Source organism: Nocardioides renjunii, from assembly GCF_034661175.1.
GTDB lineage: Bacteria > Actinomycetota > Actinomycetes > Propionibacteriales > Nocardioidaceae > Nocardioides > Nocardioides renjunii.
Genome location: NZ_CP141058.1, coordinates 3631633 through 3657738, shown reverse-complemented (window position 1 = coordinate 3657738; position 26106 = coordinate 3631633). Strand labels below are relative to the sequence as shown.

Annotated in this window: 26 protein-coding genes; 12 read left to right on the top strand and 14 right to left on the bottom strand. The window is 69.7% G+C overall.

Translation table 11 applies throughout. The features are described 5' to 3' along the window. Positions 1 to 116: 116 nt before the first annotated feature. The 3 genes from secD to SHK17_RS17520 all read left to right on the top strand — a co-directional run bounded on the left by secD (position 117) and on the right by SHK17_RS17520 (position 4747). Entirely contained in the window at positions 117 to 2402 is a 2286-nt protein-coding gene (gene secD / locus SHK17_RS17530; RefSeq protein ID WP_322920162.1) for a protein translocase subunit SecD, read from the top strand. Positions 2403 to 2540: 138 nt separating this feature from the next. Beyond that, a complete protein-coding gene (locus SHK17_RS17525; protein WP_301539399.1) occupies positions 2541 to 2672 on the top strand; it encodes a hypothetical protein in 132 nt (43 codons plus the stop codon). Between the two features lie 68 nt (positions 2673 to 2740). Continuing rightward, the gene (locus SHK17_RS17520) at positions 2741 to 4747 is read left to right on the top strand and encodes an ATP-dependent DNA helicase (RefSeq protein WP_322920161.1); all 2007 of its coding nucleotides are present in this window, start codon (positions 2741 to 2743) and stop codon (positions 4745 to 4747) included. Positions 4748 to 4928: 181 nt separating this feature from the next. Here the strand turns inward: SHK17_RS17520 and SHK17_RS17515 are convergent, their stop codons facing one another. Both SHK17_RS17515 and lexA read right to left on the bottom strand, forming a co-directional pair. After that, the gene (locus SHK17_RS17515; protein ID WP_322920160.1) at positions 4929 to 5660 is read right to left on the bottom strand and encodes a sulfotransferase family 2 domain-containing protein; all 732 of its coding nucleotides are present in this window, start codon (positions 5658 to 5660) and stop codon (positions 4929 to 4931) included. 37 nt (positions 5661 to 5697) lie between these two features. Then, positions 5698 to 6420: a transcriptional repressor LexA gene (gene lexA / locus SHK17_RS17510; RefSeq protein ID WP_322920159.1), complete on the bottom strand. Its 723-nt coding sequence runs from the start codon at positions 6418 to 6420 to the stop codon at positions 5698 to 5700. Positions 6421 to 6751: 331 nt separating this feature from the next. On the opposite strand from lexA, the gene SHK17_RS17505 reads away from it, so the two are divergent. The 3 genes from SHK17_RS17505 (at position 6752) to SHK17_RS17495 (ending at position 8715) form a co-directional block, all read left to right on the top strand. Then, on the top strand, positions 6752 to 7105 hold the full coding sequence (locus tag SHK17_RS17505) for a LysM peptidoglycan-binding domain-containing protein (RefSeq protein WP_322920158.1): 354 nt from the start codon (positions 6752 to 6754) through the stop codon (positions 7103 to 7105). Between the two features lie 255 nt (positions 7106 to 7360). After that, the gene (locus tag SHK17_RS17500; RefSeq protein ID WP_322920157.1) at positions 7361 to 7942 is read left to right on the top strand and encodes a hypothetical protein; all 582 of its coding nucleotides are present in this window, start codon (positions 7361 to 7363) and stop codon (positions 7940 to 7942) included. Positions 7943 to 8037: 95 nt separating this feature from the next. Further along, positions 8038 to 8715, top strand: a complete 678-nt coding sequence (locus SHK17_RS17495) for a hypothetical protein (RefSeq protein WP_322920156.1) — start codon at positions 8038 to 8040, stop codon at positions 8713 to 8715. 46 nt (positions 8716 to 8761) lie between these two features. Here SHK17_RS17495 and SHK17_RS17490 read toward each other — a convergent pair whose 3' ends face one another. Further along, positions 8762 to 9094 (bottom strand): hypothetical protein, encoded by a 333-nt coding sequence (locus SHK17_RS17490; protein WP_322920155.1) that lies wholly within the window; start codon positions 9092 to 9094, stop codon positions 8762 to 8764. A 347-nt stretch (positions 9095 to 9441) separates the two neighbouring features. Here SHK17_RS17490 and nrdR point away from each other — a divergent pair, with 347 nt between their 5' ends. Next, complete coding sequence (gene nrdR / locus SHK17_RS17485) at positions 9442 to 9918, top strand: transcriptional regulator NrdR (RefSeq protein ID WP_172266526.1); 477 nt, start codon at positions 9442 to 9444, stop codon at positions 9916 to 9918. A gap of 136 nt (positions 9919 to 10054) precedes the next feature. Continuing rightward, positions 10055 to 12964 (top strand): vitamin B12-dependent ribonucleotide reductase, encoded by a 2910-nt coding sequence (locus SHK17_RS17480; protein ID WP_322920154.1) that lies wholly within the window; start codon positions 10055 to 10057, stop codon positions 12962 to 12964. 113 nt (positions 12965 to 13077) lie between these two features. Here SHK17_RS17480 and SHK17_RS17475 read toward each other — a convergent pair whose 3' ends face one another. The 5 genes from SHK17_RS17475 to SHK17_RS17455 all read right to left on the bottom strand — a co-directional run bounded on the left by SHK17_RS17475 (position 13078) and on the right by SHK17_RS17455 (position 18187). After that, a complete protein-coding gene (locus tag SHK17_RS17475) occupies positions 13078 to 14943 on the bottom strand; it encodes a DUF3427 domain-containing protein (RefSeq protein WP_322920153.1) in 1866 nt (621 codons plus the stop codon). Beyond that, positions 14919 to 16169 (bottom strand): DEAD/DEAH box helicase family protein, encoded by a 1251-nt coding sequence (locus SHK17_RS17470; protein ID WP_322920152.1) that lies wholly within the window; start codon positions 16167 to 16169, stop codon positions 14919 to 14921. The genes SHK17_RS17475 and SHK17_RS17470 overlap by 25 nt, the downstream gene beginning before the upstream one ends. Positions 16170 to 16241: 72 nt before the next feature. Next, complete coding sequence (locus SHK17_RS17465; protein WP_322920151.1) at positions 16242 to 16712, bottom strand: (deoxy)nucleoside triphosphate pyrophosphohydrolase; 471 nt, start codon at positions 16710 to 16712, stop codon at positions 16242 to 16244. Between the two features lie 250 nt (positions 16713 to 16962). Then, positions 16963 to 17796 (bottom strand): alpha/beta hydrolase, encoded by an 834-nt coding sequence (locus SHK17_RS17460; protein WP_322920150.1) that lies wholly within the window; start codon positions 17794 to 17796, stop codon positions 16963 to 16965. A 4-nt stretch (positions 17797 to 17800) separates the two neighbouring features. Next, entirely contained in the window at positions 17801 to 18187 is a 387-nt protein-coding gene (locus tag SHK17_RS17455) for a DUF2237 family protein (RefSeq protein WP_322920149.1), read from the bottom strand. Between the two features lie 100 nt (positions 18188 to 18287). Between SHK17_RS17455 and SHK17_RS17450 the strand changes: the two genes are divergently transcribed. Then, on the top strand, positions 18288 to 19268 hold the full coding sequence (locus tag SHK17_RS17450) for an SPFH domain-containing protein (protein ID WP_172266505.1): 981 nt from the start codon (positions 18288 to 18290) through the stop codon (positions 19266 to 19268). 13 nt (positions 19269 to 19281) lie between these two features. Next, positions 19282 to 19539 (top strand): toxin-antitoxin system HicB family antitoxin, encoded by a 258-nt coding sequence (locus SHK17_RS17445; RefSeq protein ID WP_322920148.1) that lies wholly within the window; start codon positions 19282 to 19284, stop codon positions 19537 to 19539. 7 nt (positions 19540 to 19546) lie between these two features. Here the strand turns inward: SHK17_RS17445 and SHK17_RS17440 are convergent, their stop codons facing one another. The 6 genes from SHK17_RS17440 to SHK17_RS17415 all read right to left on the bottom strand — a co-directional run bounded on the left by SHK17_RS17440 (position 19547) and on the right by SHK17_RS17415 (position 24147). Next, positions 19547 to 20137, bottom strand: coding sequence for a hypothetical protein (locus tag SHK17_RS17440; protein WP_322920147.1), 591 nt, complete (start codon positions 20135 to 20137; stop codon positions 19547 to 19549). Further along, the gene (locus SHK17_RS17435) at positions 20137 to 21033 is read right to left on the bottom strand and encodes a hypothetical protein (protein WP_322920146.1); all 897 of its coding nucleotides are present in this window, start codon (positions 21031 to 21033) and stop codon (positions 20137 to 20139) included. Before SHK17_RS17435 ends, SHK17_RS17440 begins: the two co-directional genes overlap by 1 nt. 59 nt (positions 21034 to 21092) lie before the next feature. After that, positions 21093 to 21962, bottom strand: coding sequence for an ATP-binding cassette domain-containing protein (locus SHK17_RS17430; protein WP_322920145.1), 870 nt, complete (start codon positions 21960 to 21962; stop codon positions 21093 to 21095). Then, a complete protein-coding gene (locus SHK17_RS17425) occupies positions 21959 to 22783 on the bottom strand; it encodes a zf-HC2 domain-containing protein (RefSeq protein ID WP_322920144.1) in 825 nt (274 codons plus the stop codon). Before SHK17_RS17425 ends, SHK17_RS17430 begins: the two co-directional genes overlap by 4 nt. Beyond that, positions 22780 to 23352, bottom strand: a complete 573-nt coding sequence (locus SHK17_RS17420; protein ID WP_322920143.1) for an RNA polymerase sigma factor — start codon at positions 23350 to 23352, stop codon at positions 22780 to 22782. The genes SHK17_RS17425 and SHK17_RS17420 overlap by 4 nt, the downstream gene beginning before the upstream one ends. Positions 23353 to 23442: 90 nt before the next feature. After that, positions 23443 to 24147: a hypothetical protein gene (locus SHK17_RS17415; RefSeq protein ID WP_322920142.1), complete on the bottom strand. Its 705-nt coding sequence runs from the start codon at positions 24145 to 24147 to the stop codon at positions 23443 to 23445. Positions 24148 to 24282: 135 nt separating this feature from the next. Between SHK17_RS17415 and SHK17_RS17410 the strand changes: the two genes are divergently transcribed. Next, positions 24283 to 25428, top strand: coding sequence for a sensor histidine kinase (locus SHK17_RS17410; RefSeq protein WP_322920141.1), 1146 nt, complete (start codon positions 24283 to 24285; stop codon positions 25426 to 25428). Beyond that, positions 25425 to 26087: a response regulator transcription factor gene (locus tag SHK17_RS17405; RefSeq protein WP_322920140.1), complete on the top strand. Its 663-nt coding sequence runs from the start codon at positions 25425 to 25427 to the stop codon at positions 26085 to 26087. Before SHK17_RS17410 ends, SHK17_RS17405 begins: the two co-directional genes overlap by 4 nt. The last annotated feature ends 19 nt before the right edge of the window (positions 26088 to 26106 follow it).

Sequence of the window (26106 nt, the reverse complement as noted above, 5' to 3'; positions counted from 1 at the left end):
GAGTCCCGGGAGAGGGATTGCTCAAGGAACGGGGCGGAACCTTCGGGCGCGGCCACCCGTTGACGTACTCGTGCCCGGATTCGGGTGATCAACGCTCGTGGTGGAGGATGACGCGCATGTCACGTGGTGTCTGGGTCCGTTTCATCCTCGTGCTCGGCCTCCTGGCCGGGTGCGCGCTGCTTGCGATCAACGTCAAGCCCAACCTCGGCCTCGACCTCCGGGGCGGCGCGCAGTTCGTCTTCGAGGCAGAGGGCACCGAGCAGACCCCCGCCACCGCAGAGAACGTCGACAAGACCCTGCAGGTGCTCCGCGGCCGCGTCGACGCCCTCGGTGTCGCCGAGTCGACGCTCGTGCGCCAGGGCGAGAACCGCATCCTCGTCGAGCTCCCCGGCGTCACGAACGACGAGGAGGCGCAGGAGGCCGAGGACCGGATCGGCACCACCGCCAAGCTGACGATCCACGAGGTCATCGCCACCGCCGAGCCCGACGCCGAGCCGAGCAAGAACAAGAACCTCGTTCTCCCCTCCGACCAGGGCGACACCCTCGAGGTCGGTCCCACGGTCATCCAGGGCGAGGAGATCACCGGCGCGAGCGCGGTGCAGCGCGAGCAGAGCGTCGACTGGGTCGTCGCGATCGACTTCGACGGCAAGGGTGGCGACACCTGGGCCGACATCACCGGGACGGCCGCCTGCAACCCGTCCGGCGACCCCAAGCGCCGCATCGCGATCGTGCTCGATGGCGAGATCATCTCCTCGCCCGAGGTCAACACCGGCGTCGGCTGCGACGTCGGCATCCGTGGCGGCTCCACCGACATCACCGGCAGCTACACGCCCACCGAGGCCAAGGACCTCGCCGCCCTCATCCAGGGCGGCGCGCTGCCGCTCGAGCTGACCGCCATCTCCGACCGACTCGTCGGCCCCTCGCTCGGTGAGGAGGCGATCGACGCCTCGATCGAGGCCGGCATCATCGGCCTGCTGCTCACCGGCCTCTTCATCGTGGTCGTCTACCGCCTCGTCGGCCTGATGGCGACCATCGCGCTGGGGTCGTACGCCCTGCTCGCCTACGCCATGCTCGTCGGGCTCGGGTCCACGCTGACGCTGCCCGGCCTCGCCGGATTCGTGCTCGCCATCGGCATGGCGATCGACGCCAACGTCCTCGTCTTCGAGCGAGCCCGGGAGGAGTACGCCGCGTACCCCTCCGCGGGCCTGCGTCGGGCACTGGCGGTCGGCTTCAACAAGGCGTGGACCGCGATCATCGACTCCAACGTCACGACGCTCCTCGCGGCCGGCCTCCTGTTCTTCCTCGGCTCCGGCCCGATCAAGGGCTTCGGTGTCACGCTGTCCATCGGTGTCGTCGCGTCCATGGTCTCCGCGCTGATCATCGCCCGGGTCCTCTGCGACCTGGCCGTGGCCAACAAGCCGGTCAACCGCAAGCCGGCCATCAGCGGCCTCGGCGACATCGGCAAGGTGCGCACCTGGCTGGACCGCAAGGACCCCGACATCATGAGCAGCCGCCGGACCTGGCTCGGCGTGTCGGCGGTCGCGCTGGTCATCGCGGTGACCGGCATCGCGACCCAGGGCCTCAACCTCGGCGTGGAGTTCACCGGCGGGCGCCAGCTCGACTACTCCGTCAGCGAGTCGGTCACCATCGAGCAGGCCCGCACGGCCGTGGCCGACGCCGGCTTCCCCGAGGCCGTCGTGCAGACCGCCGACACCGCCGACTTCACCGTCCGCACCGGGGAGATCTCCAACGAGGAGGAGCAGCGGATCGAGGACGAGCTGGCAGCGGTCGGCGGCGAGGTCACCAAGGTCGACGACCAGCAGATCGGCGCCTCGCTCGGTGAGGAGCTGCGCAACAACGCCCTCATCGCGTTCGGGGTGGCGTTCCTGGCCCAGCTGCTCTACCTCGCCATCCGCTTCAAGTGGACCTTCGGCGTCTCCGCCGTGGTCGCCATGGCGCACGACGTCGTGCTGGTGGTCGGCCTCTTCGCCTGGCTGCACAAGCCGATCGACGGCATCTTCCTGGCGGCGGCGATGACCATCGTCGGTCTGTCGGTCAACGACACCGTCGTCGTCTTCGACCGCGTCCGCGAACGCTGGTACGGCTCCAAGCCGGAGGACGACTTCCGCACGCTCGCCAACAAGGCGGCCGTCGAGACCATCCCCCGCACGGTCAACACCGGTCTCGGCTCGATGTTCATCCTCGCCGCGCTCGCCGTCCTCGGCGGCGACTCGCTGCAGGACTTCGCCATCGCGCTGCTCGTCGGGCTCATCGTCGGTACGTACTCCTCGATCTTCATGGCCACCCCGCTCCTCACCTACATGCAGGAGAAGTGGCCGCTCAGCCGGGTGAAGAAGGAGAAGGTCGAGCGGACGCCGGAGGACTCGGGCGCCGTCGTCTGACGCGCTCGTCCTGCGTGTGCCCCCTTCGGTTTCCCCGCATATGCGGGGAAACCCGAACTTCTGCAGGCGTGCACGCCCCCAGAAGTTCGAGACTCGCTGGGGAGGTCCGACCTTGCCGGGGCGGCGTAGGCTCGTCCCATGTTCTGGCTCCTGGTCATCATCGTCCTGGGCGTGATCGCCTACCGCTACCGGGTCAAGATCATGGCCAAGGTCCTCGGCCAGCCCGAGAGCCGCATCCAGCGGCAGATCGGCCGCAAGAAGGACTACTGACGCCCACCCGGCGGCGCGTTGTGGATGACGTACGCCGCCCTGTCGGCGCCGCCGCGTAGGGTTCTCTGGTGCCCGAGACCGCCACTCCCACCGCGCCCGCCGGCACGCCCGTCACGGCGGTCCTGTCGGCCGCGGTCACGGCCCTCGGCGGACAGCAGCGCGACGGCCAGGTCGAGATGGCGAGCGAGGTCGCCGACGCCATGCGCGACGGTCGGCACCTGCTCGTCCAGGCCGGCACCGGCACCGGCAAGTCACTCGGCTACCTCGTGCCGGCGATGCTCCACGACAAGCGCGTCGTGGTCGCCACCGCGACCCTCGCCCTCCAGCACCAGCTCGTCGAGCGCGACCTCCCGCGCCTGGTCGAGGCGGTCAAGGACGTGCCGGGGGTCGACACGTCGTACGCCGTGCTCAAGGGCCGCTCCAACTACGCCTGCCTCCACCGGATCCGCGCCGGGGTGCCCGACGACCAGGGCGCCCTCGTCGACATGCCCGTCGGCTCGATGGCCGAGAAGGTCCTCGAGCTGCGCGCCTGGGCGGAGGAGGAGACCGAGGACGGCGGCACCGGCGAGCGCGACAACGCGCCCCGCCACACCGACCGCGAGTGGCGCCAGGTCTCGGTCAACCACCGCGAGTGCCTCGGCGCCGCGAAGTGCCCCTTCGGCCAGGAGTGCTTCGCCGAGCTCGCCCGTGAGAAGGCGCAGCGCAGCCACCTGATCGTCACCAACCACTCCCTCCTCGCGATCGACGCGATCGAGGACGTGCCGATGATCCCCGACTACGACACGGTCGTCATCGACGAGGCCCACGAGCTCACCGCGCGCGTCACCCAGGCCGCCACCGACGAGCTCAGCGTCTCCGACATCGAGCGGGCCGCCCGCCGCGCGAGCCGCTGGACCGAGTCCGCCGCCGGCGACCCGGCCGGCGACCTCGAGGACGCCGCCGCCCAGCTCGCTGAGGCGTTCGAGGCCACCCCGCCCGGCCGCATCGACCACGTCTCCACCCAGCTCGCCGACGCCCTCGTGCTGGTGCGCGACGCCGCGCGCGGCGTGCTGTCGGCCTTCCCGCGCGAGTCCGGCGGGGAGGGCGAGGGCGATGCCGGCCGGACCCAGGCCAAGGGCATGGTGCAGGAGGTCTTCGTCAACGCCGAGCGGATGGCCGCCGGCTCCCAGGCCGACGTGCTCTGGCTCGGCGAGGCCCGCGACCGGTTCCCGGCCCGCCTCCACGTCGCACCGCTGCAGGTGTGGGGCCCGATGCGCGACAAGCTCCTCACCGACAAGACCGTCGTCTTCACCAGCGCGACGCTCATGCTCGGCGGCGAGTTCGGCGCGGTCGCCACCTCGCTCGGCCTCAAGCCCACCGAGCGCGTCGGCTCGCAGATCGCCACCACCGACGACGAGACGGCGCTGCCGTGGAAGGGCATCGACGTCGGCTCGCCCTTCGACTACGGCCAGCAGTCCATCCTCTACGTCGCCCGCCACCTGCCGCAGCCCGGCCGCGACGGCCTCGGTCCCGCGCAGCTCGACGAGATCTGCGACCTCGTCGACGCCGCCGACGGCCGCACCCTCGGCCTCTTCTCCTCGCGCCGCGCCGCCGAGACCGCGGCCGAGGCGGTGCGTGCCCGGCTGCCCCACCTCACCACGCTCGCGCAGGGCGACGCCCAGCTGCCGGAGCTCGCCAACCAGTTCGTCGAGGACCCGCACACCTGCCTGTTCGGCACCCTGTCGCTGTGGCAGGGCCTCGACGTCCCCGGCGACACCTGCCAGCTCGTGATCATCGACCGGATCCCGTTCCCGCGTCCCGACGACCCGCTGATGTCGGCGCGGCAGAAGGCCGCGGACCAGGCCGGCGGCAACGGCTTCATGCAGGTCGCCGCCACCCACGCCGCGCTCCTGCTTGCCCAAGGCGCTGGGCGGCTGATCCGCACCACGACCGACCGCGGCATCGTCGCCGTCCTCGACCCCCGCCTCGAGACCGCGCGCTACGGCCGGTTCCTCAAGGCGTCGCTCCCGCCGATGTGGTCGACGACCGACCCCGGCCTCGTCCGCCAGGCGCTCAAGCGGCTCGGCCAGTCCTGATCGTCGCGCTCGTGTGATCGGCGGCCGTGCGCGGGCGGCGTACGTCATGGCCCGCGGCGGCCTACGTCATGGCGCGGGGTCGCTCCGGCCGCCGTCGCCCATGACGTACGCCGACAGCGTCATGGCGTGCGGTCACCGGGACGACCAGCGGCCATGACGTCCGGCCGTGACGGCGTACGGATCAAGCCGGCTCGTAGCCGAACACCTGGTAGTCCCGGCGGTACAACCGCGCCACCAGCTCGCGCAGCTCGGCGGACGCCTGCCGGTCCCGCCCGCCGGGCGCCGTCTGGTTCTGCGGCCGGGTCGGTACGGCGGGCGCACCGATGCGCTCGCACACCTCGGCGAAGTCCCGGTCGAACGTCTCGAGGCGGCCGACGAAGTCCACCCGGTTGAGGTCGATCATCCGGCTCTGCAGCGTCAGGTGCTGGTCGGTCCCCGGCACCGCTGACAGGTCCTGCGCGGCGGTCCAGCGGGCGAACTCCTCGACCGTCTGCATCCGCTCGTGCGTCGCGGGGTCGAAGTCGTAGTAGTTGTGGTCGACGACCTTGTCGTGCCACGCGGAGACGAAGCGGTCGAGCGGGTCGCGCACGAACGCGAAGGCGAGGTAGTCGGCGAACGCGGCCAGCGGGTAGTGCACCCGCATCGCGTGGTCGACGTCGAGGGCCACGCCGTGCGCCTCGCAATGGTGCCGGATCGTGCGGGTCGCCACCTTGGCGACGCGGTACCAGACGAACCGGTGGCTGTGGCTGATGGTCAAGTTGTACGCCAGCGGGCTGAGCCAGCCGGACTGCTCGCCCGCGGTGGCGAGCCGGGCGAGCTCCGCCTCGCCGGCCGGGGTCAGCCGGCGCCGGTTGCCCGGGCGCGTCCGGAACAGCCCGGCGTCCGGGATGGCGTCAGGACCGGTGGGCGACATCGGCGCGAGGCTACACGGCCCCGCGCGCGACGTACGGTCAGAGGCTGCGGAGCACCGCGGTGACGACACCGAGGATGGTGGCGTTGTCACCGGGGATCGGGTCGTAGGCGTTGTTGTGGGGGAGGAGCCACACGTGGCCGTCCTTGCGCTGGAACGTCTTCACGGTGGCCTCGCCGTCGATCATCGCGGCGACGATCTGGCCGTTGGTCGCGGTCTGCTCCTGGCGGATGACGACGTAGTCGCCGTTGCAGATCGCGGCGTCGACCATCGAGTCACCGGAGACCTCGAGCAGGAAGAGCGTGCCGTCGCCGACGAGCTGCTTGGGCAGCGGGAAGACGTCGGTGACCTGCTCCTCGGCGAGGATCGGGCCACCGGCGGCGATGCGGCCGACGACCGGGATGTTGACGGCGGTCGGGGCGAGGTCGCCGATGCCGGTCTCGTCGACGCTCGACTCCTCGCCGCTGGAGATCGAGCGACGCGCGGCCATCACCTCGGGCAGGAAGACCTCGAGGGCGCGCGGCCGGTTGGGGTCGCGCTTGAGGAAGCCCTTGCCCTCGAGGACGCGCAGCTGGTGGGCGACGCTCGAGGACGACGTGAGACCCACTGCCTGGCCGATCTCGCGCATGCTCGGCGGGTAGCCCTTGGTCTCGATCGAGTCCTTGATGGTGGCGAGCACGCGCTGCTGACGCGGGGTCAGTCCGGTGGCGTCGGGAGGTCCGTCGGGCATCTCGACGACGTTGTGGTCCTCGTTCTTGGCCATCTCGGTCAGGTCCTCCCGGGCGTGGTGGCCACCTCACGGACGACCGGGATCGGTCGGAGGTGGCGGGTGCTGACACCGTAGACCTCCCGGGCCGGCGGGATCAAACACCTGTTCGAACTCCGCGTGTCGCTCTCACGCAGGGCGGTCGAGGGGGTTGTCCCGAACGATTGTTCGAACAGGTCCTTGAATTGTTCGAACACGTGCTCTAACGTCGTACACATGTTCGATCGAACGTCTGATCGACACCCGGTGGCCCAGGCCGCTGTCGGTGGCTCCGACTAGACATTCCTTCGACACCCACGACCGGCTGATTCTTCCCCAGGAGGCCACCATGAGCACCCTCAGCCTTGCCCCCGTTTTCGCCGCAGCCCCGACCCGCACCCGCTCGACCGTGCGGTTGTCGCGGCGCGGCCGGCTGGTGGTCTTCCTGACCTCGCTGTTCCTCGTCCTCGCCGTCGCCTTCGTGCTCGCCGGCGGTGCCGTCGGCACCGATGAGGCCGGCCAGGCGGCTCCGACCGAGATCGTCCAGGTCACCCCGGGCGACACCCTGTGGGGGATCGCCAGCGACCTCGCGACCGACGGCGACGTCCGGTCGATGATGACCGAGATCGAGCGGCTCAACGCCCTCGACTCCGCCAGCCTCTCGGCTGGCCAGAAGCTCCGCGTCCCGGTCGTCACCGACTGACGCAGAGGCCTCCACCAGCCGCTTCGACCCCGGCTGGTGGACCAAGGGGAAGGCGAGGGGCGGGCCTGGTGGCCCGCCCCTCGGCGCCATTTGCGGGCCTTGCCTTGTGGGTGGCGGCACATGGCTTCTGGCGCTCGTGGGTGGCGGCAGATCGCGCGCGATGCACGTGGGTGGCGGCACATTGCTTGCGCGGCCGTCTGTTCGATGTCGTCCGCCGCCACCCTCAGGCGTCTCTCCACAGGTTTGTCCCCGGGGGTGGTTGACCGGTCGCCCGAATGGGTAGTTTCAGGGCTGCTGACGTTGTTCTCGGGAAGGCACCTCATGCACGTACGCCGCGCGCTCGCCGCCGCTCTCGCCGTTCCCCTGCTCCTCGCTGGGTGCTCGGAGGACAAGCCGGAGCCAAAGATGCCCGACCCGCCGCCCACGTCGACGTCTCCGACCGACGAGCCGACGGAGACGGAAACCGCTGAGGCGGAGAGTGCGGAGGGCTTCATCCGGAGGTGGGTGAAGGCCGGGGACGAGATGCAGGTGACGGGGGAGACGGACGAGTACGACGCAATGACTCCTGACTGCGCGGCTTGCCAGTCATTTGTTGCGTCGGTTGCTGACGTCTACGCCGAGGGCGGGAGCGCTAAATTCGCCGGTTCCAAGATCGTCCAGGTCAAGCGCGTGGGGGATGAGCCGCCTACCTTCGACCTGACCAAGGAACTGCCAGAGACTAGGATCATCCGCGGTGATGGGACGACGGAGACGCTTCCGGGCGGCCGCACAACGATCCGCGTGACTCTGGGCAAGAAGCGCGGCGAGTGGGTTGTGACGCATTTCGGAATCCTGTGATGCGGGCTCTCCTAGCGGTCATGGTTCTGAGTTCGTCTCTTGTTGGGTCCGCTCTTCGCGAGCCGCCAGCTGTCGCCGCTTCTTCTTGCATCTCAGTGGGGTGGGAGCAGGCGAATGCCGAGTGCAATTGGACTTACGCGGAGTACTCGTCCAGTTCCAGCTCCGGCGACGGCCACACCTGGGTCGTCACCATCCAGTGCGGCAACGGCGGCATCTGTTCTGAGCAAGTCGAGTGCAACGAGGACGGGGCTGAGGGCTTTGTCCACGACGTCTACATGGACGGCACGGACGTCGGCGACGTCTGCGTACCGGCCGAGGAGGTCGACGAGGTCAACATCACCCAGCTCATCATTCGCGAGTTCAAGAGCATCAAGTGGCCGGCCTCGAGGCTCGTCGTGCAGCCTCCCGGCGGCAAGACGCTGGTGAACTTCGAGACCAACTTCTACACGCTCGACAACGCGGCGATCACCCAGGTCCGCACCATCGCCCGGCAAGCCGTCTCGATCCGCGCGGTGCCGACGAGCTACACGTTCCAGTTCGGCGACGGGTCGAGCACCACGACGGCTAGCCCGGGCCGGCCGCATCCTGACCTCGACGTCACGCACGTCTACACGCAGAAGGCGACCGTCGCTGTCAGCCTCGACACGACCTACACGGGGGAGTACCGCATCGGGGACGGCGACTGGCTCGCCATCCCAGAGACCTTGACCGTTGCCGGCGCGGCCTCCGACCTCCAGATCGTCGAGGCCCTCCCGCAGCTCGTCATCCGCTGAACAACACGGAAGATCCGAGCCACCACGTGACTCGGATCTTCCACGATCAGCGCGCCGCGCGCTTTCCGCCGACCGGCCGGGGCTCCGACGGCGTGTCCGGCGGCTGGGTGATACCGAGCGCCCGCATCAGGCGCGCGACCAGCAGCAGCCCCACGAACAGGCAGGCGATCGCGCCGAGGCACGCCAGCGCCATGAACAGCCAGGTGGAGCCGTCGCCGCCGTCGCGCGCCGCCGTACCGAAGTCGATGGCGGCGTAGACGAGGTAGCCCCACGCGACCACGCAGACGGTGATCGCGGCGCAGATGAGGAGCGCCGTCCTGTTCAGCGTCCGGGGCGGGCTGGCGCCTCTGCGCGAGCCTGCTCTCTTCCCCGTGGACACGGGGTCCATTGTGGCCGATGTGGCCTGAGTGGGTGGTCGAAACAGGCCACCCGACAGGTCCGACACGCCGCTCCGCGACCGGCCAGCAGAGCACTGACCTGCGGTTTTGTGCGAGGTCGGAAATTGATCCGACGAGGTTCGGCATTCGCTTGCCAAGCGTTGTGGTCGGCGCGTACGGTTACCACTACATCTAGTAGTTACACCGCTGTAGTTATCCACATCTGGTGCACAGGCCGCTGGCGGCTACGCACAGGCACAGCCTAGATGTCCACAGGAAGATCCACAGGCGCCACCCTGTTGTACAGGGTGTACGAGGTGCGCCCTGAGCACGCGAGAGGAGGACCACCATGCACTGTCCCTACTGCAAGAACGAGGACACCAAGGTCCTCGACTCCCGCGTCGCCGACGACGGTGGTTCGATCCGCCGGCGTCGCACCTGTGCGGCGTGCGACCGTCGCTTCACCACGGTCGAGAAGATGCAGCTCACGGTGCTCAAGCGCTCCGGCGCCACCGAGCCGTTCAACCGCGACAAGGCGATCGCCGGCGTCCGCAAGGCCTGCAAGGGCCGCCCGGTCACCGACGCCCAGCTCGCCTGCCTCGGCCAGGAGGTCGAGGACGCCCTGCGACTCAGCGGACAGGCCGAGTTCGACGCCAACGAGGTCGGGCTCGCGATCCTGGCCCCGCTCCGCGCGCTCGACGAGGTGGCCTACCTCCGCTTCGCGAGCGTCTACCGCGCGTTCGAGTCGGCTGACGACTTCGACGCCGAGATCAAGATGCTGCGGCTCGAGCGAGCCGCGGACGATCAGCCCGTCCAGACGGGCTGACCCCAGACGGCCCGGCAGGTAGTGGGGAAGCTGCCTGCCGGGCTCACCACCCTTCCCCGAGCCACGCCCCGCGGACCAGGTCCGCCACCAGCACGACCCACCCACCACCTGCAACAACGAGCGGATCGAGGAACGCATGACCGAGACGGTGAGCACCCGCAAGGGAGCGGCGAAGGGCAAGGGCCTCAAGCTGGAGCGCGTCTTCAGCACCGAGGGCACCCACCCTTACGACGCCATCACCTGGGAGCGTCGCGACGTCGTTCAGCAGAACTGGAAGACCGGCGAGACCGTCTTCGAGCAGCGTGGCGTGGAGTTCCCCGACTTCTGGTCGGTCAACGCCTCGACGATCGTGACCACCAAGTACTTCCGCGGCGCCGTCGGCACCGACGCCCGCGAGTGGAGCCTCAAGCAGCTCATCGACCGGGTCGTGAAGACGTACACCAAGGCCGGCCTCGACAACGGCTACTTCGCCGGCGACGCCGACGCCGAGACGTTCGAGCACGAGCTGACCTGGCTGCTGGTCAACCAGTACTTCTCCTTCAACTCCCCGGTGTGGTTCAACGTCGGCACGCCGTCGCCGCAGCAGGTCAGCGCCTGCTTCATCCTCAGTGTTGACGACTCGATGGACTCGATCCTCAACTGGTACAAGGAGGAGGGCTTCATCTTCAAGGGCGGCTCCGGTGCCGGCCTCAACCTCTCCCGCATCCGCTCGTCCAAGGAGCTGCTCTCCAGCGGCGGTACGGCGTCGGGTCCGGTCTCCTTCATGCGCGGCGCCGACGCGTCCGCGGGCACCATCAAGTCGGGCGGCGCGACGCGTCGTGCGGCCAAGATGGTCGTGCTCGACGTCGACCACCCCGACATCGAGGAGTTCGTGATGACGAAGGCGCGCGAGGAGGACAAGATCCGCGCGCTGCGTGACGCCGGCTTCGACATGGACCTCGGCGGCGCCGACATCACGTCGGTGCAGTACCAGAACGCCAACAACTCGGTCCGCGTCACCGACGAGTTCATGCGTGCGGTCGAGGACGGCACCGAGTTCGGCCTGCGTGCCCGCGGCACCGGCGAGGTGATCGAGACCGTCGACGCCCGCGACCTGTTCCGCAAGATCAGCCAGGCCGCGTGGGAGTGTGCCGACCCGGGCCTGCAGTACGACGATACGATCAACGACTGGCACACCAACCCGGAGACCGGCCGCATCACCGCGTCCAACCCGTGCTCGGAGTACATGTCGCTCGACAACTCGTCGTGCAACCTCGCCAGCCTCAACCTGCTGAAGTTCCTCAAGGACGACGACACCTTCGACGCGGCCCTGTTCGCCAAGGCCGTCGAGTTCATCATCACCGCGATGGACATCTCGATCTGCTTCGCCGACTTCCCGACCGAGGCGATCGGCGACACGACCCGCGACTACCGCCAGCTCGGCATCGGCTACGCCAACCTCGGCGCGCTGCTCATGGCGATGGGCCTCGGCTACGACTCCGAGGGCGGCCGCTCCATGGCTGCCGCGATCACCTCGCTCATGACCGGTACGTCCTACAAGCGCAGCGCCGAGCTCGCCGGGATCGTCGGCCCCTACGCCGGCTACGCCCGCAACGCCGAGGCCCACAAGCGCGTGATGCGCAAGCACCAGGCGGCCAACGACGTCGTCCGTGTTCTGCACACCGAGGACGGCCGCGTGCACAAGCTCGCGACGCAGGCCTGGGCCGACGTGATCAAGACCGGTGAGAGGAACGGCTTCCGCAACGCGCAGGCCTCCGTCCTCGCGCCGACCGGCACCATCGGCTTCATGATGGACTGCGACACCACCGGCATCGAGCCCGACTTCTCGCTGGTGAAGTTCAAGAAGCTCGTCGGCGGCGGCTCCATGCAGATCGTCAACCAGACGATCCCGCGGGCCCTCAAGAAGCTGGGCTACCAGCAGGAGCAGATCGAGGCGATCGTCGCCTACATCGCCGAGCACGGCCACGTAGTCGACGCGCCGGGCCTCAAGTCCGAGCACTACGAGATCTTCGACACCGCGATGGGCGCCCGCTCGCTCAAGCCGATGGGCCACGTGCGGATGATGGCCGCCGCGCAGCCGTTCCTGTCCGGTGCGATCTCCAAGACGGTCAACCTGCCGGAGAACGCCACGGTCGGGGAGATCGAGGACGTCTACCTCCAGTCGTGGAAGCTCGGCCTCAAGGCCACCGCGATCTACCGCGACAACTGCAAGGTCGGCCAGCCCCTGTCCGACGGTGGCGGCAAGGCCAAGAAGGACGCTGCGGACAAGGCCGACGCTGCTGCCGCGGCCGAGACCAAGGTCGTGGAGAAGGTCGTCTACGCCCCGGTTCGCAAGCGCCTGCCGAAGTCGCGCACCGCGCGCACCACGTCGTTCACGGTCGGCGGTGCCGAGGGCTACATGACCTCCGGTGCCCACGACGACGGCACCCTCGGCGAGGTCTTCCTCAAGCTCGGCAAGCAGGGTTCGACCCTGGCCGGAGTGATGGACGCTTTCTCGATCGCGGTGTCGGTCGGTCTGCAGTACGGCGTCCCGCTGGAGACGTACGTCTCGAAGTTCACCAACCTGCGCTTCGAGCCCGCCGGCCTCACCGACGACCCGGACGTGCGGATGTCGCAGTCGATCATGGACTACATCTTCCGCCGCCTCGCCCTGGACTACCTGTCCTTCGAGGACCGCTCCGCCCTCGGCATCTACTCCGCCGAGGAGCGCCAGCGCCACCTCGAGACCGGCTCCTACGAGCCGCTCGTCGAGGAGACGGGCTCCGCCGCCGAGCTCGTCGAGCCCGCGACCTCTTCGCCGGTCGAGCCTGTCGAGACCAGCGCCGAGTTCATCGAGCTCGAGACCAAGGACACTCACGGCAACGAGGCCCGCGAGGTCCCCGCTCAGATGTCCACCGGCACGGCCAAGACCACGGCCGAGCTCTTCGAGCAGCTCACCGGCACCGCCGTCGACTCCCCGCTCTGCATGACCTGCGGGACGAAGATGCGCCCGGCTGGCTCGTGCTACGTGTGCGAGGGCTGCGGGAGCACCAGCGGCTGCAGCTGATCCGAGCCACTCAGTAACAGGAACGGCCCCGACACCACAGGTGTCGGGGCCGTTCCTGTACGTGCTGCGCTACCTGACACGCTCGAGACCGAGAGGCGAGGCGCTCCCTCAGGCTACTGAGCCAACGCGGACGCGTAGTTGAAGAAGTCAGTTGGCATCAAAGTTCGGAGCTTCCACGTGATCGCGATGGGTCGGTCCCCGGTGTGCGACACGTAGCTCGCAGGACCGAGGAAGAGGTAGGGCGACGTGCCGAACTCGTCCTTCTGCTCCTGTCGAACGAAGAGCAGAACCGTTGAAGTCCCGTTCACGTAGCGCTGACCCGTAGGCGAATTGACCGAGGTGGTCGACTGCGACTCCCAGTGGAAAAGGTCACGCGAGATCGGGTAGTCGGCGTACATGGTGGTGGGGGAGTAGTCGGCTTCGGACTTCTTGAGAGTCACGAAGAAGGCGTCCACGTTGCGGTCTGCGAAGTAGAAGACGCCTTCTCTGAAGCTATTCGGCAGGCGTGGAAAGTCGAGCGCGGCGAGGATCTCCTCACGCTGGTAGCGGGCGTGGACCTGGAGAGGCACGTCCGCCAAAGGTCCGTCGAGCGCGTGCGGGACATGTCGAGCTGCATCGAAACTCAGATCAACCACAGTCGAGATCTCGGCGCGCGCTGCCCGCTCGCGACGCATGGCCTCGAACCCCTCGGACACGCTGGCGAAGCCACCACCGTCAGACCAGAATGAGTAAAAGAGCATGCGCGCGATCCGTTGTTCGGCGGGCGACAGATCGTCGTACGCGGGTCCGGCTTCGGCGAGCAGCGACTGGTACGACGTGGCCCGCATCGGGTCGTCCACGTGAGCGAAGGCGCGCACTCGCTTCAGCAGCTTCTCCTCCAGCTCCGAGCCTGGCAGCGTCTCGAGACCCGCGTCCTGCCGCAACTTGGTCCAGGAATGACTCCCGCGTCGGAGGATGTCACTCAGTTCAAGGCCCGAGGACTCGAGGAATGACTGCAACGAGTCGTCCTTGGTGAGTCGCAGTTGGGCCACGATCTGCGCCCAACGACTTGCTATCTGCGACTTGAGATTGTCCAGCACGACGTCCTGAGTTTGCTTGTCCAAACGCACCTGGCACCCAGACGGCAGGAAGGGGAACTCCTCCCGCACTGCCTTCTCCAAACGCTTGCCGTGAATGCCCGTGAGGACCGCGAACCGAGTTGCGAAGTTGAACTCCTTGCGGTGGTATCCGACGAAGTCGAGCACCGTGAGGACGGCCTTCCGCTGCGTTCGGCGCAACCCACGTCCGAGCTGCTGCATGAAGATCGTGGAACTCTCGGTGGGACGCAGGAAAAGCACGGTGTCGACGTCGGGGATGTCGAGGCCTTCGTTGAAGACATCGACGGTGAAGAGGATGTTCACCTCGGCGGCTTTCAGCATCCGCAGAGACTCTGACCGTTCGTTGCTCGGCGTTGCCCCCGTGACGGTGCGAGCCGGTATCCCGGCGTTCTTGAAGACCTGGGTCATGTACTCGGCGTGGGCCACACTGACGCAGAAGCCCAATGCGCGCATCTCGCCAACGTTTGCAATCTTGTCGCGTAGCTGAGTCAGCACGATGCGCGCGCGAGCGTCGTTCCCGGTGTAGACGTCGGCGAGTTGTGCCTCGTCGTAGCGTCCGCGGCTCCACGTGATCTGTCGTAGGTCGGTGCCATCAGCGATGCCGAAATAGTGGAACGGGCAGAGAAGGTCGGCGCCAAGCGCATCCCACAGCCGCAACTCGGCGGCAGTCCGTCCATCGAAGAAGGAACGAACGTCCGTGCCATCGGCGCGTTCCGGAGTTGCTGTTAGCCCGAGAAGTTCGCGCGGCTGCAGGTGGTCAAGGATGCGCCGGTAGGTCTTGGCTTCAGCGTGATGAAACTCGTCGATGACAACAACCTCATAGGCATCGGACGGGATGTTCGCAACGCCGTAGGCCGTCAGCGATTGAACGCTTGCGAACACATGTCTCCAACGCTCGGGTCGTTGGCCCCCCACGTAGGCTCGCCAAAATCGCCGTCAGCGAGAACCTCTCGATAAGTCCTCATGGATTGCTCGAGGATCTCTCGTCGATGCGCGACGAAAAGAAGGCTGGGCTGGCCGCCGTCACTCCTTGCGACGAGATTGCGGTAGTCCAGCGCTGCGATCACGGTCTTTCCGGTGCCCGTCGCGGCGACCACCAGATTGCGATGTCTGTCGTGGAGCACACGCTCGACCTCGATAGCGTCGAGCATCTCCTGCTGGAAGGGATATGGGCGTACTTCGAGGCCAACCAGGCTGATCGTGACTCGGCCTGAACTCTTGATGTTCTTCGCTTCCAACAGCGCGTCATCAAGCCGGTCCCGGTCGCGGTCGGGATGGTACGGCTCGAATTCTGGGCTGTTCCAGTAGGCGTCAAAGGTGGCCCGGAACTTGTCCATCAGGCTGGGTGTCGCCGCCTTGCTCAACCGAACGTTCCACTCGACGCCCTCGAGCATCGCGGAAGTGGTGAGGTTCGACGAACCGACATACGCGGTGTCGAAACCCGAATCACGTCCGAACAGCCAGGCCTTGGCGTGGAGTCGGGTGCGCTTGGCGTCGTACTGAATCTTGACCTCGGCGCCGAAGTCGCGTACGAGCCGGTCCAGCGCCTCGCGTTGGGTACCGCCGATGTAGGTGGTGGTCACGACGCGAATGGGGATGCCCGCTTCGCGGGCAGTTGCGAGCTCACGTTCAATCAGACGCAGACCGTGCCACATGACGAACGCACACAACAGGTCGATGGAGTCGGCGGAGTCAATCTCGGCTCGAAGCTCAGAGGCCAGGCTCGGCTCTCCATGGGCGTTCGTCAGAAGCGCAGCGTCATTGAGTGGAGTCTTTGGCCGGTGGATGAACCGTGTGGCTTGGCCCGGGCCCGGAGAGGGGCGCAACGAATGAAGCTGCTGAAGAGGTGCGATCAATGATTCCGACGGATCCTCAATCGCTTGGAGCAGCTCGTTCGCGGCAACCAGACGGGCGGCCGGGTCCTTAATAGCTGCTAGTCGTCGCAGAAGGGCGTCACCAAGATGGCGCGCAAGTACGTGCGGCTGGTCCGCCTCGTCAATTTTGCTCAGATCGACCAGTCGTGACTCTTCAAGCTGCAGAGTCGCGTTCAGTTGGTCAGTGATGAGCGATTCGTGGAGACCGGTCGCTAAGTGACGGGGATGCTGCACGAGGTGAGAGCTTGCCAGGATTGATGGGGCAAGTCTGGCTTTCCTGCCAACGACGCCCGTGCGGAATTAGGTTCAGTTGCTTGTCTGTGCAGGTCCAAGTCGATGCTGGATAATCTCGATCGCAGGTATGTCCGCGGGAGCCCACTCGAGCGATCGCAACTGACGTGCATCGCTCCACTTCAGGGCCGCGTGCTCCACGAGTTGCGGCGAGCCGTACACGAGTTCGCAGTAGAACGTCGTCAGGTGCACGACGCCGAACTCGTACTTGTAGCTGGTCGTAGTGACCTCGTCACCCACGGCGACCTCGCAAAGGAGCTCCTCGTAAATCTCGCGCTTCAATGCCGCTTGTGGCGTCTCGCCGGCTTCAATCTTGCCTCCGGGGAACTCCCACATCAGGGGCAGCGGTCCGTCCGGTCCGCGTTGGACGCACAACACATTGCATCGCGAGATGATGACCGCGCCAACGACGTGGATCTGCCTAACCATGGCTGTTGCATCCCGCCGGTTCGCGTCAGCCCACGGGCCACTGGCGGATGCCTCCATTGCGCCAACTTAACTGAAGATGGACCCACCGATTGACGCAAGGCGTGTCAGACGGCGCGTGCCGCGCGAGCGCGGGCGACGAACCGGGTCTGGGTCGCGTCGCGCTCAGCCGGTACCGCCACTGATCGATGCGAAGAAGTCCGTCCCCGACGTGTCCGCGGAGCCGACTGCAAGCATCCTGTTATGCAGGAGCGCGAGAAGAAGAACAAGAAAGCGAAGCAGCAGAAGCAACAGAAGTGATCGGCCAGGTTCACCCCACCTCCCGCGCGAGCCGCTCCACAGCATCGGCCACCCGCGGCCCGAACATCACCGCATCGTTGTGGTCCGCACCTCGCAGCACCACCCGCTCGACGAGGGACGGCACGCCGTCGGCGACCCGCGCACTCAGCTCGGTCGGCACCACGCCATCACGGTCGCCGTAGATCACGGTGACAGGAACGTTGCTCGCAGCGAGCGGGCCGAGCACGGGTAACCGGTCGCGGAGCAGCGTGCGCACGGGCAGCCACGGGTAGTGGTGGCGGCCGACGTCGGCGAGCTCGGTGAACGGTGACCTCAGCACGACCCCGGCCGGCCGGTGCCGCTGCTGGAGGCCGGCGACCACGCCGGTGCCCAACGACTCCCCGAAGAAGATGGTGCGGTCGAGGGGGTGGCCGAGCTCGGCCAGTGCGCGCACCGCGGCGTCGGCGTCGGCGGCCAACCCCTTCTCGGTGGGGGTGCTGGGGTTGCCGCCGTAGCCGCGGTAGTCGAGCAGCAGCACGCTGAGCCCGCGGTCGGAGAGCTGGCGCGCGAGGCCGGTCCGCCCGGCGCGGTTGCCGCCGTTGCCGGGCGCCATCAGCACGGCCATCCCGATGTCGTTCGCGCCGTCGGCCGGGAGGTACCACGCACCCAGCTCGAGCCCGTCGGACGTCCGCAGCGTCACGTCGCGGGCGCCGGGGAGCGCCTCGGCCGCGGGCGGGACGTCGGTCGCGTCGGGGAAGTAGATCAGCTGCCGCTGCAGGCCCCACACGGCAGTGAGGGCGAGCCCGGCGACGAGCAGCACGACGGCGAGCGCCACGAGGATCCTCCTGCCGGGACGGCGGGCCATCGGCTCACAGTGCGCTGAGGTCCGGGGGCACGTCCACCGAGTGCGCCCGCAGCACCTCGAGGGGTACGACGTCCAGCGCGCGCTCGGAGGTCGCCGACAGCACGACCGGTGCGGCCACCCCGGCGTCGTACGCCTGCAGCCAACGGACGGCGACCACGCACCACCGGTCGCCCGGCACCAGGCCGGGGAAGTGCCACTCGGGGCGCGGGGTGGCGAGGTCGTTGCCCACCAGGGCCTGGTGGGTCAGGAACTCCTCGGTCATGACCGCGCAGATCGCGTGCAGGCCGACGTCCTGCGGGCCGACCGTGCACGTGCCGTCGCGGTGGAAGCCGGTGAGGGGGTCGGTGCCGCAGGGGTCCAGCTCGCCGCCGAGGACGTTGCGCTCCGTCATGGGGAGATCATCGCGCGCACGTCCCAGCGGACCGGGGCCGGCGGGCGGAGCGGCGACAAATGTGATATCCATTTGCCATCACATTCCAGGAGGGGGAGACATGAGCGAGGACCAGCAGGTGCAGGACACGAGCCACACCGACGAGTCGGAGGGCGGGGCGCCCGCCGGTCGACCGGTCGGGCACGACGGCACCCGCGTCGACGTCACCGAGCGCACGGCCTGGTCCATCGACGGCTTCGCCGGGCTCGTCGTCTCGCTGGCGCTCCTGGTGGTCGGCACGTGGCTGTTCGTGCTCGGCGTCATCGACGCCGACGCGGGCCGCGGCGGCGCCGGCCAGATGGTCGGTGGCGCGCTCCTCGGCCTGCTCGGACTGATCCTCTCCGCGTCGCTGACCATCGTGGCGCCGGGCCAGACCCGGGTCGTGCAGTTCTTCGGCCGCTACGTCGGCACGGTCCGCAAGCCCGGCCTGCGGATGCTCGTCCCGCTCACGACGCGGCGCAACGTCTCGGTGCGGGTGCACAACTTCGAGACCAACGAGCTCAAGGTCAACGACGCCGACGGCAACCCGATCAACATCGCCGCGATCGTCGTCTGGCAGGTCGCCGACACCGCGCGGGCGACGTTCGCGGTCGAGGACTACGAGGACTTCGTGGCCGTGCAGGCCGAGTCGGCGCTGCGCCACGTGGCGATGAGCCACCCCTACGACAACGCGGTCACCGAGGTCACCCTCCGCGGCGACACCGAGGTCATCTCCGCCGAGCTGGCCGCCGAGGTCGCGGCCCGCATCGCTCTGGCCGGCCTGGAGGTGATCGAGGTGCGGATCTCCGCGCTGGCGTACGCCCCCGAGATCGCGCAGGCGATGCTGCAGCGCCAGCAGGCCTCGGCCGTCATCGCGGCCCGCGAGAAGATCGTCGACGGAGCGGTCGGGATGGTCGAGAGCGCGCTGGCCCAGCTCGAGCGCAAGGACATCGTCGAGCTGGACGCCGAGCGCAAGGCGGCCATGGTGTCCAACCTGCTGGTGGTGCTGTGCTCCGAGCGGGGCACGACCCCGGTGGTCAACGCCGGGTCGCTCTACACCTGAGCGGCATCGGGTCATGGGCAGCGATTCGAGCACGGAGTCGGGCGCGGAGCCGGAGGCCAACCCACGGGGTCCGGAGCGCAAGGCGGTGCTGCTGCGCCTCGACCCCGCGGTGCACTCCGCCCTTCAACGGTGGGCGGCCGACGAGCTGCGCAGCGTCAACGCCCAGGTCGAGATGGTGCTGCGCGACGCGCTCCGCAAGGCCGGCCGAGCCCCCCGCGACGCCGGCCCGGTCCCCAAGCGCGGTCGTCCGCCCAAGAACCCGGAGGAGTGAGAGCCGGTCAGGCGCGGATGCCCGGCCGCAGCGCGACGGCCCACGCTGTGGCGCCTGCCGCGGCGACGATCCACCAGAACGTCCACGTCGACGCGGTCAAGCCGCCCATCGGGTAGGCCGACTCCCACCCGAGGAACCCACTCACCACCACCGGCGACATGACGGCCAGCGCCGCGACGGAGGCGAGCAGGGAGCCGGGGTTCTCCACCTGTCGCCGCGAGGCCAGGGCCGCGGCGCCGGAGACCAGGACGAGGGCGGCGGCGCCCACGGACCACCACGCCCACCGGTCGAGCGGCAGGTCGCCCGGTCGCACGAGGACGACGGCGACCCACACGACGAGGGGGACGGCAGCCGCGACGAGTCGCGTCGTACGCCGCCACCCGGCGCCGCGCGGGGTGACGGCGACGACCGCTGCAGCGCGCTCGTCGAAGGCGAACCCGGCTCCCGCGGCGCAGCAGGCGAGAAGTGCCGGCAGCAGGACGACCGCCGTCGACGGCCAGCGGGCCAGCGCCCCGGCGGCCGCCAGGGCGGCGCCGCAGCAGCCCAGCAGCGCGGACCACGCGACGCCGTGCCGGAGGTACCACCACCGTGGCGCCATCACTCCACCCGGAACGGGACCGGCTCGGAGACGCGGTTGGCGGACGGCCCCGTGGTCATCGACAGGACGAGGCAGGCGAGGCCGACCACGACCGTGCCGAGGATCGCGGTGCGCAGCCGCGGGGTGCGCGCAGTCCGGTCGTGCCAGACGGCGACGAGGGCGGCTGCGGCGCACAGGCTGAGGACGTAGCCGAGGTAGGCCGCCGGGTTGCCGGCCATCAGCTCCTGGGTGCCGTCCTCCAGCGTGCCGGAGTGCCACATGGCCCACGGCACCCACAGGCGCAGCTCGGACCCAGAGCCGTACGCGATCGGGACGGAGCCGGCGAAGCTGAGCAGGACCGCAGCCACGGCCACGACCGCGGGCGCACCCGGGAAGCGGAGCCACCGACCGGTCAGGACGCCCAGCAGGGCGCCGCCGAGGCACGCCACGGGTCCGCTGGCGAGGAGGATGCTCCAGACCTGCCAGTCGGGCAGCGTGGCGAACCACCACTCCTGATCCGCCACCCCGACCGACTGGGCGATGACCACCTCGGCCACCACGAACAGCAGCCCGACGGCGAACGGGATCAGGCACACGGAGACGAGCGCCACGGTGCGCTGCGCCTCGGTGCGGGGTGCCGTGCCGACGGCCTCGACCGCTGCCTCGGTGGATCGGGTCTGCCGGGCCATCGCGACCAGGCTGGTCAGACCGACGAAGAAGGCCGGGACCAGCGGGATCGGCAGCAGGTCCGTGTAGGCCGGGTCCTCGTTGGTCGCGACCATGAGAGCGAGGACACCGAAGGCCAATGCGACCCCGACCAGGAAGATCGGGTTGCGGAGCAGGCGTCGAGCCTCGATCCCGGCCATGCTGCCGAGGCTGGCGGTGCGGGTGGTGGGCAGGGCAAGGCTGTCGGCCATGGTGACTCCTGGGGTGGTAACGGCGAGTGGACGGGCTCGAGCAGCGCTCGAGAGAAGGCTCAGGCGGGCACGTGCGCGGCTCGGGCGTCGGCGCCGAGCATGAGGAGGTAGGCGTCCTCGAGCGTGGGCTCGGCCGGGTCGGCGCCCGGGGGTGGCGTGCCGCCGACGACGTGGTGGCGACCGGTGCCGGTGCGCCAGCTGACGAGCGCGTCGGGTCCCGGCTCGTCGCAGGTCCAGACCCGGCCGACGGCGGTGGCGACGAGGTCGGTGACCGTCCCGTCGAAGCGGACGGTGCCACTGGCGAGGACGACGACGCGCTCGCACAGCGCGGCCACGTCCTCGGTCTGGTGCGTGGAGAGCAGGACGGCGCAGCCGCCGGCGATGACGGACAGGGTGCGCCGCAGGTCGGCGCGCTGCGTCGGGTCGAGCCCCGTGGTCGGCTCGTCGAGCACGAGGATCCGCGGGTCACCGAGCAGCGCCTGAGCCAGTGCGACGCGGCGCCGCTGGCCGCCGGACAGCCTGGCGACGCGCTTCGTCGCGAGGTCGCCGAGGCCGACCAGCTCGAGCACGCGGCGTACCTCGGCGTGACGACGGCGCCGGTCGTTCCACTCCTTGAGCACGGCGACGTACTCCACGAACCCGAAGGCCGTCATGTCGGCGGGGTAGCCCAGCTCCTGGGGCAGGTAGCCCAGCTGGCGGCGGATCGCGGTCACCTCGGCCTGCGAGCCGTGCGGATCCCGGTCGAGCAGCCGGACCTCGCCACCGTCGGCGGCGATCGAGGTGGCGACGATGCGCAGCAGCGTGGTCTTGCCGGCGCCGTTGGGGCCGAGCAGCCCGGTGATCCCGCGGTCGAAGGACAGGTCGACCGCGTCGAGGGCGCGGGTGCTGCCGTAGGCCTTGGTGACTCCGGTGAGCTCGACGGTGTTCACAGCACGGCTCCGATCCGCCGGTCCAGGCGGGACCTGACGAGGAGGACGGCGGCCGCGACGACCGCGAGGGACAGGTAGGCGAGCTGCTGGGTCGCCTCGACCGGCCAGGTGGCGGGGAACCCGCGCAGGGAGAAGACGACGAGGGCGCTCCACGCGAGGACGACGACTGCGACACCGGCGCGGGGGCCCACGAAGCTCGACAGGGCCAGCAGGACAGGTACGAGCGCGAGCGCCGGCCCGAGCCACGCCGCGGCCAGCCACGCGGGTCCGGGGAGGAGGAGGCCGAGGGCGGCGGTGACCGGCAGGACCGAGACGAGGACGGCGAGGGTGCGGACGAGGATCAGCCGGGTCCGCCCGTAGGGAGCCGTCACGACCAGCGACTCGAGGGGGTCGTTCTGGGGGCCGTAGGCCGCGGCCACCCCGATCGCCGGCACGAGGGGCGCCACCAGCAGGAACGGGGCCAGCATCGTCTCGCCGCTGACCACCGTCGCGAGGGTGGCGAACGACAGGGCCAGGAACGCCGCGACCAGCCACGCCGTGCGCAGCGAGGTGGTCGCCGCGAGCAGCACGGCGGTGGGCTCGGGGACGCCACAGCGTCGGGCCAGTCGCGCGGGCAGCGGCAGCGGCGGCGACTCGACGGCGGCGCGGACGCCGGCCCACCCGCGGGCCAGCAGCTGGGGGTCGACGAGCGGCGTCGTGGACGCGCGGCAGTCGGCGCACCGAGACAGGTGCTGCTCGACCGAGGCGCCGACGATCGCGTCCAGGCGGCCGTCGACGTACGCCGCGAGCAGGTCGTCGTGGACGTGCCAGGTGGTGGTCATCGCCATTCCTCCTGTGCCAGGGCGAGGGATCCCCGCAGCTGGGCCTTGGCCCGATGCAGGCGCGTCTTCACCGTGTTCTCCCGGACGCCGAGCAGCCGGCCGGCCTCCCTGGTGGTCAGCCCGTCCAGCACGCACGCCTGGACGACGGAGCGGAACTCGGGGGACAGGCCGGCGAGCGCCCCGGCCAGGTCGCCGTACTCCACCCCGAGCAGCACCTGGTCCTCGGCCGCGGGGACCTGCCCCCGGCCGACGGTGTCCCACTCGGGGAGGAGCACGACGTCCTTGCGCGACCGGAGCCGCGACACCATCCGTCGGAAGGCGATGCCCCACAGCCAGCCCGCGACCTCCCCTGTGCCGCGGTAGCGCCGGGCGTCCCTCCACACCGTGACGAAGGTGTCCTGCACGACGTCGAGGACGACGTCGGAGTCGTGGCAGCGGCGCATCAGCCGCGCGACGAGCCAGGCCGCGTGGCGGCCGTAGAGCTCCTCGAGCGCTGCGGTGTCACCGTCGGCCACGAGCGCCACCAGGACGGTGTCGTCCTGGTCCGCGGGTGCCGCGCTGCTGCCCATACCAGCACTGTCGCACCGGACGGGCCACATGGTTCCCGTCCGGGTCGACGAGTTTCCGCTGGTGGTGCGCGCGGTCCGATCGGCCCTGCGCTACGCGGGCCGGGTCGCCCCGACCGGCGCCGTACCCCTGACCGTCGTCCGTGCCGGGCGCCGCGCGGGATCGCGCCACAGCGACCACCCGATGAGCCCCCAGGCCAGCATCATCGGCCACATGCCGGTCGCCTGCGTCGCCACCGACACCAGCGCGACGCTGAGAGGCAGGTTGAGCAGGACCGCCCATGCCGCCAGCCGTGGTCGGAAGCCCGACCGCACCAGGCCCAGGCCCAGCAGCGCGTTGCCGAAGATCCCCACGAGCATCGCCAGCAGCACGACGAGGTACCCCTCGTCGACCACGCCGAGCCAGTAGACGACGAGCTGCCCCGCGCACATGACCGCGAGGCTGGTCAGCGTCAGGCGCCAACCCCAGCGCTCGATCCGGCCCACCCGCCCCGGACGTCGGCTGAGTGCCGCGACCGCACACGCCAGGACCGCGAGCACCGCCAGCAGGTTGAACTTGCCGTAGGTCAGGTAGACGGTCGAGGCGTCCGCGAAGTCGAGCAGCCGCGGACCGACGGCGTCCATCGCGGGCTCGGCCCACCAGGCCGCCATCGGGTTCTCGAGGTCGCTGCGGCCGTCCGGTGTCCTCATGCGGGCCAGCGAGTTCAGGGGGGCCAGGGGGACGCTGGCCACCGCGAGCACGACGGCGGCCAGACCGCAGCGCCGTACGGTCGTCTCGGACAGGTCGGGACGCTTCATCGGGGTGACCTCCTCGTCGGGTGCGGGCTCCGGACGCTAGGCGCGTGAGCACGCCCCGCGCGTCGGCCCCGAGGCGACCGCATCTCCACCCCTGGGTTGACCCCGGGGCGGCCACTGCGGGGCTAACCTCCCAGGATGGACTGGCCCCGCTGGTCGATCAGCCGCGAGGACTGGCTGCTGCCCGCCGCGCTCGCGGTCGTCGGCGCGGTCGAGGTGCTGAGCGTCAGCGGACTGGCAGCGGCGCCGGCGATCGCGTACGTCCTCGTGCCCTGCGTCGTGCTCCTGGGACGCCGGGACCTGCCGCTCCTCTTCGCCACGGGCGCCGCCGCGGTCGTGACGCTGGGGGCGGCGCCGCTCGGGATCGAGGGGGACGCGCTGACGTCGCCGCTGCCCATCCTGTTCGCCGCGTGCTTCGCGCTCGGACGCTACGAGCCGTCGGTGTGGCGAGGTGCCGCAGCGGTCGCCGCCCTGGACGCCGCGCGCCACGTGGCCGGAGGTCTCGCGATCCCGGCGCTGGGGGACGTGCTCTGGGTGGCGGCGCTGACGTTCGTCCCCTGGTTCTTCGGGCGCCTCGTGCTCGCCCACGTCCACCAGCGTGACCTCCTCGCCGACCAAGCCGTCCGGCTGGTCGAGGAGCAGCGGCACGTCGCCGAGCACGCCGTCGCCGCCGAGCGCCGCCGCATTGCCCGCGAGCTCCACGACGTGATCGCCCACTCGATCAGCGTGATGGTGGTGCAGGCGGGGGCGGCCCAGTCACTCCTCGGACGCGACGAGCGGGCGGTCGACGCGTCGCTCGAGGAGATCCAACGGGCGGGCCGGGAAGCGCTGGCCGAGACCGGCCGGCTGCTCGGGCTCCTGCGTGACGAGGACGACTCGGACGTGTCGCCGCAACCCGCTGCTGCCGACCTCCCGCGCCTCGTCGACGCCTACCGCGGCTCGGGGCTCGACGTGGCGCTCGCGATGGAGGGAAGCACGGACGGACTGCCGGCCGGCGTCGACCTCTCGCTCTACCGGATCGTCGAGGAGGGGCTCACGAACGCGCTCAAGCACGCGCCGGGCGCTCGCGTGCAGGTCTGCTACCGGCGCTCGGCAGGCGGCGTCGAGGTGGCGCTCACGAGCACCTCCGGAGGCACTCCGGTGCTGGTCCCGGGCGGCCACGGGCACGGGCTCGTGGGGATGCGCGAACGCGTCGCGGTCTTCGGCGGTTCGCTGTCAGCAGGCCCCGCTCCGGGTGGCGGCTTCTCCGTCCGAGCTGCACTGCCTCTCGAGGAGTCGGTGTGACGAGCGTGGTGGTCGTGGACGACCAGGAGATGGTCCGCGCCGGCCTCCGGGTCATGCTCGAGTCACGCGGCGTCACCGTCGCCGGAGAGGCCGCCGACGGACGAGCCGGCATCGAGGCCGTACGACGACTGGGCCCCGACGTGTGCCTGATGGACATCCGGATGCCGGTCCTCGACGGCATCGAGGCGACGCGGCTCCTCGTGGCCGAGGGCACCCCGACCCGCGTGCTGGTGCTGACGACGTACGACCTCGACGAGCTCGTCCACGCCGCCCTGCGGCACGGTGCGGCGGGCTTCCTGCTCAAGACCACCCCCGCGGCCCGGCTGGTCGAGGGCGTGGACACCGTGGCTCGCGGCGAGGCGCTGCTCGCGCCGGAGCTGACCCGGCGGCTGATCGAGCAGCACGTCGCGCGTCCGGCGCCGGGCAGCGCGGACCGTCTCACGACTGGGCTGACCCGACGCGAGCGCGAGGTCCTCGTGCTGGTTGGCGAGGGTCGTTCGAACGACGAGATCGCGGCGACGCTGTTCGTGTCCCGCGCGACGGTGAAGTCGCACGTCAACCGTGTCTTCGCCAAGCTCGGCATCACGAGCAGGGTGCAGGCCGTGGTCCTGTGCTACGAGCACGGTCTCGTGGTGCCCGGGAAGCGGACGGCGCCGTAGCCCTCGGTCGACCGGCGCG

What these genes read in the sequence shown, in the direction of transcription:
- SHK17_RS17525 (WP_301539399.1), top strand. Translation starts at nt 2,541, where the DNA reads ATGTTCTGGCTCCTGGTCATCATCGTCCTGGGCGTGATCGCCTACCGC.
- SHK17_RS17435 (WP_322920146.1), bottom strand. Translation starts at nt 21,033, where the DNA reads ATGGCCGACAGCCTTGCCCTGCCCACCACCCGCACCGCCAGCCTCGGC.
- SHK17_RS17515 (WP_322920160.1), bottom strand. Translation starts at nt 5,660, where the DNA reads ATGTCGCCCACCGGTCCTGACGCCATCCCGGACGCCGGGCTGTTCCGG.
- SHK17_RS17420 (WP_322920143.1), bottom strand. Translation starts at nt 23,352, where the DNA reads ATGGGCAGCAGCGCGGCACCCGCGGACCAGGACGACACCGTCCTGGTG.
- SHK17_RS17455 (WP_322920149.1), bottom strand. Translation starts at nt 18,187, where the DNA reads ATGACGGAGCGCAACGTCCTCGGCGGCGAGCTGGACCCCTGCGGCACC.
- SHK17_RS17460 (WP_322920150.1), bottom strand. Translation starts at nt 17,796, where the DNA reads ATGGCCCGCCGTCCCGGCAGGAGGATCCTCGTGGCGCTCGCCGTCGTG.
- SHK17_RS17505 (WP_322920158.1), top strand. Translation starts at nt 6,752, where the DNA reads ATGAGCACCCTCAGCCTTGCCCCCGTTTTCGCCGCAGCCCCGACCCGC.
- SHK17_RS17440 (WP_322920147.1), bottom strand. Translation starts at nt 20,137, where the DNA reads ATGGCGCCACGGTGGTGGTACCTCCGGCACGGCGTCGCGTGGTCCGCG.
- nrdR (WP_172266526.1), top strand. Translation starts at nt 9,442, where the DNA reads ATGCACTGTCCCTACTGCAAGAACGAGGACACCAAGGTCCTCGACTCC.
- SHK17_RS17410 (WP_322920141.1), top strand. Translation starts at nt 24,283, where the DNA reads ATGGACTGGCCCCGCTGGTCGATCAGCCGCGAGGACTGGCTGCTGCCC.
- SHK17_RS17415 (WP_322920142.1), bottom strand. Translation starts at nt 24,147, where the DNA reads ATGAAGCGTCCCGACCTGTCCGAGACGACCGTACGGCGCTGCGGTCTG.
- SHK17_RS17465 (WP_322920151.1), bottom strand. Translation starts at nt 16,712, where the DNA reads ATGGAGGCATCCGCCAGTGGCCCGTGGGCTGACGCGAACCGGCGGGAT.
- lexA (WP_322920159.1), bottom strand. Translation starts at nt 6,420, where the DNA reads ATGGCCAAGAACGAGGACCACAACGTCGTCGAGATGCCCGACGGACCT.
- SHK17_RS17450 (WP_172266505.1), top strand. Translation starts at nt 18,288, where the DNA reads ATGAGCGAGGACCAGCAGGTGCAGGACACGAGCCACACCGACGAGTCG.
- SHK17_RS17445 (WP_322920148.1), top strand. Translation starts at nt 19,282, where the DNA reads ATGGGCAGCGATTCGAGCACGGAGTCGGGCGCGGAGCCGGAGGCCAAC.
- SHK17_RS17425 (WP_322920144.1), bottom strand. Translation starts at nt 22,783, where the DNA reads ATGACCACCACCTGGCACGTCCACGACGACCTGCTCGCGGCGTACGTC.
- secD (WP_322920162.1), top strand. Translation starts at nt 117, where the DNA reads ATGTCACGTGGTGTCTGGGTCCGTTTCATCCTCGTGCTCGGCCTCCTG.
- SHK17_RS17480 (WP_322920154.1), top strand. Translation starts at nt 10,055, where the DNA reads ATGACCGAGACGGTGAGCACCCGCAAGGGAGCGGCGAAGGGCAAGGGC.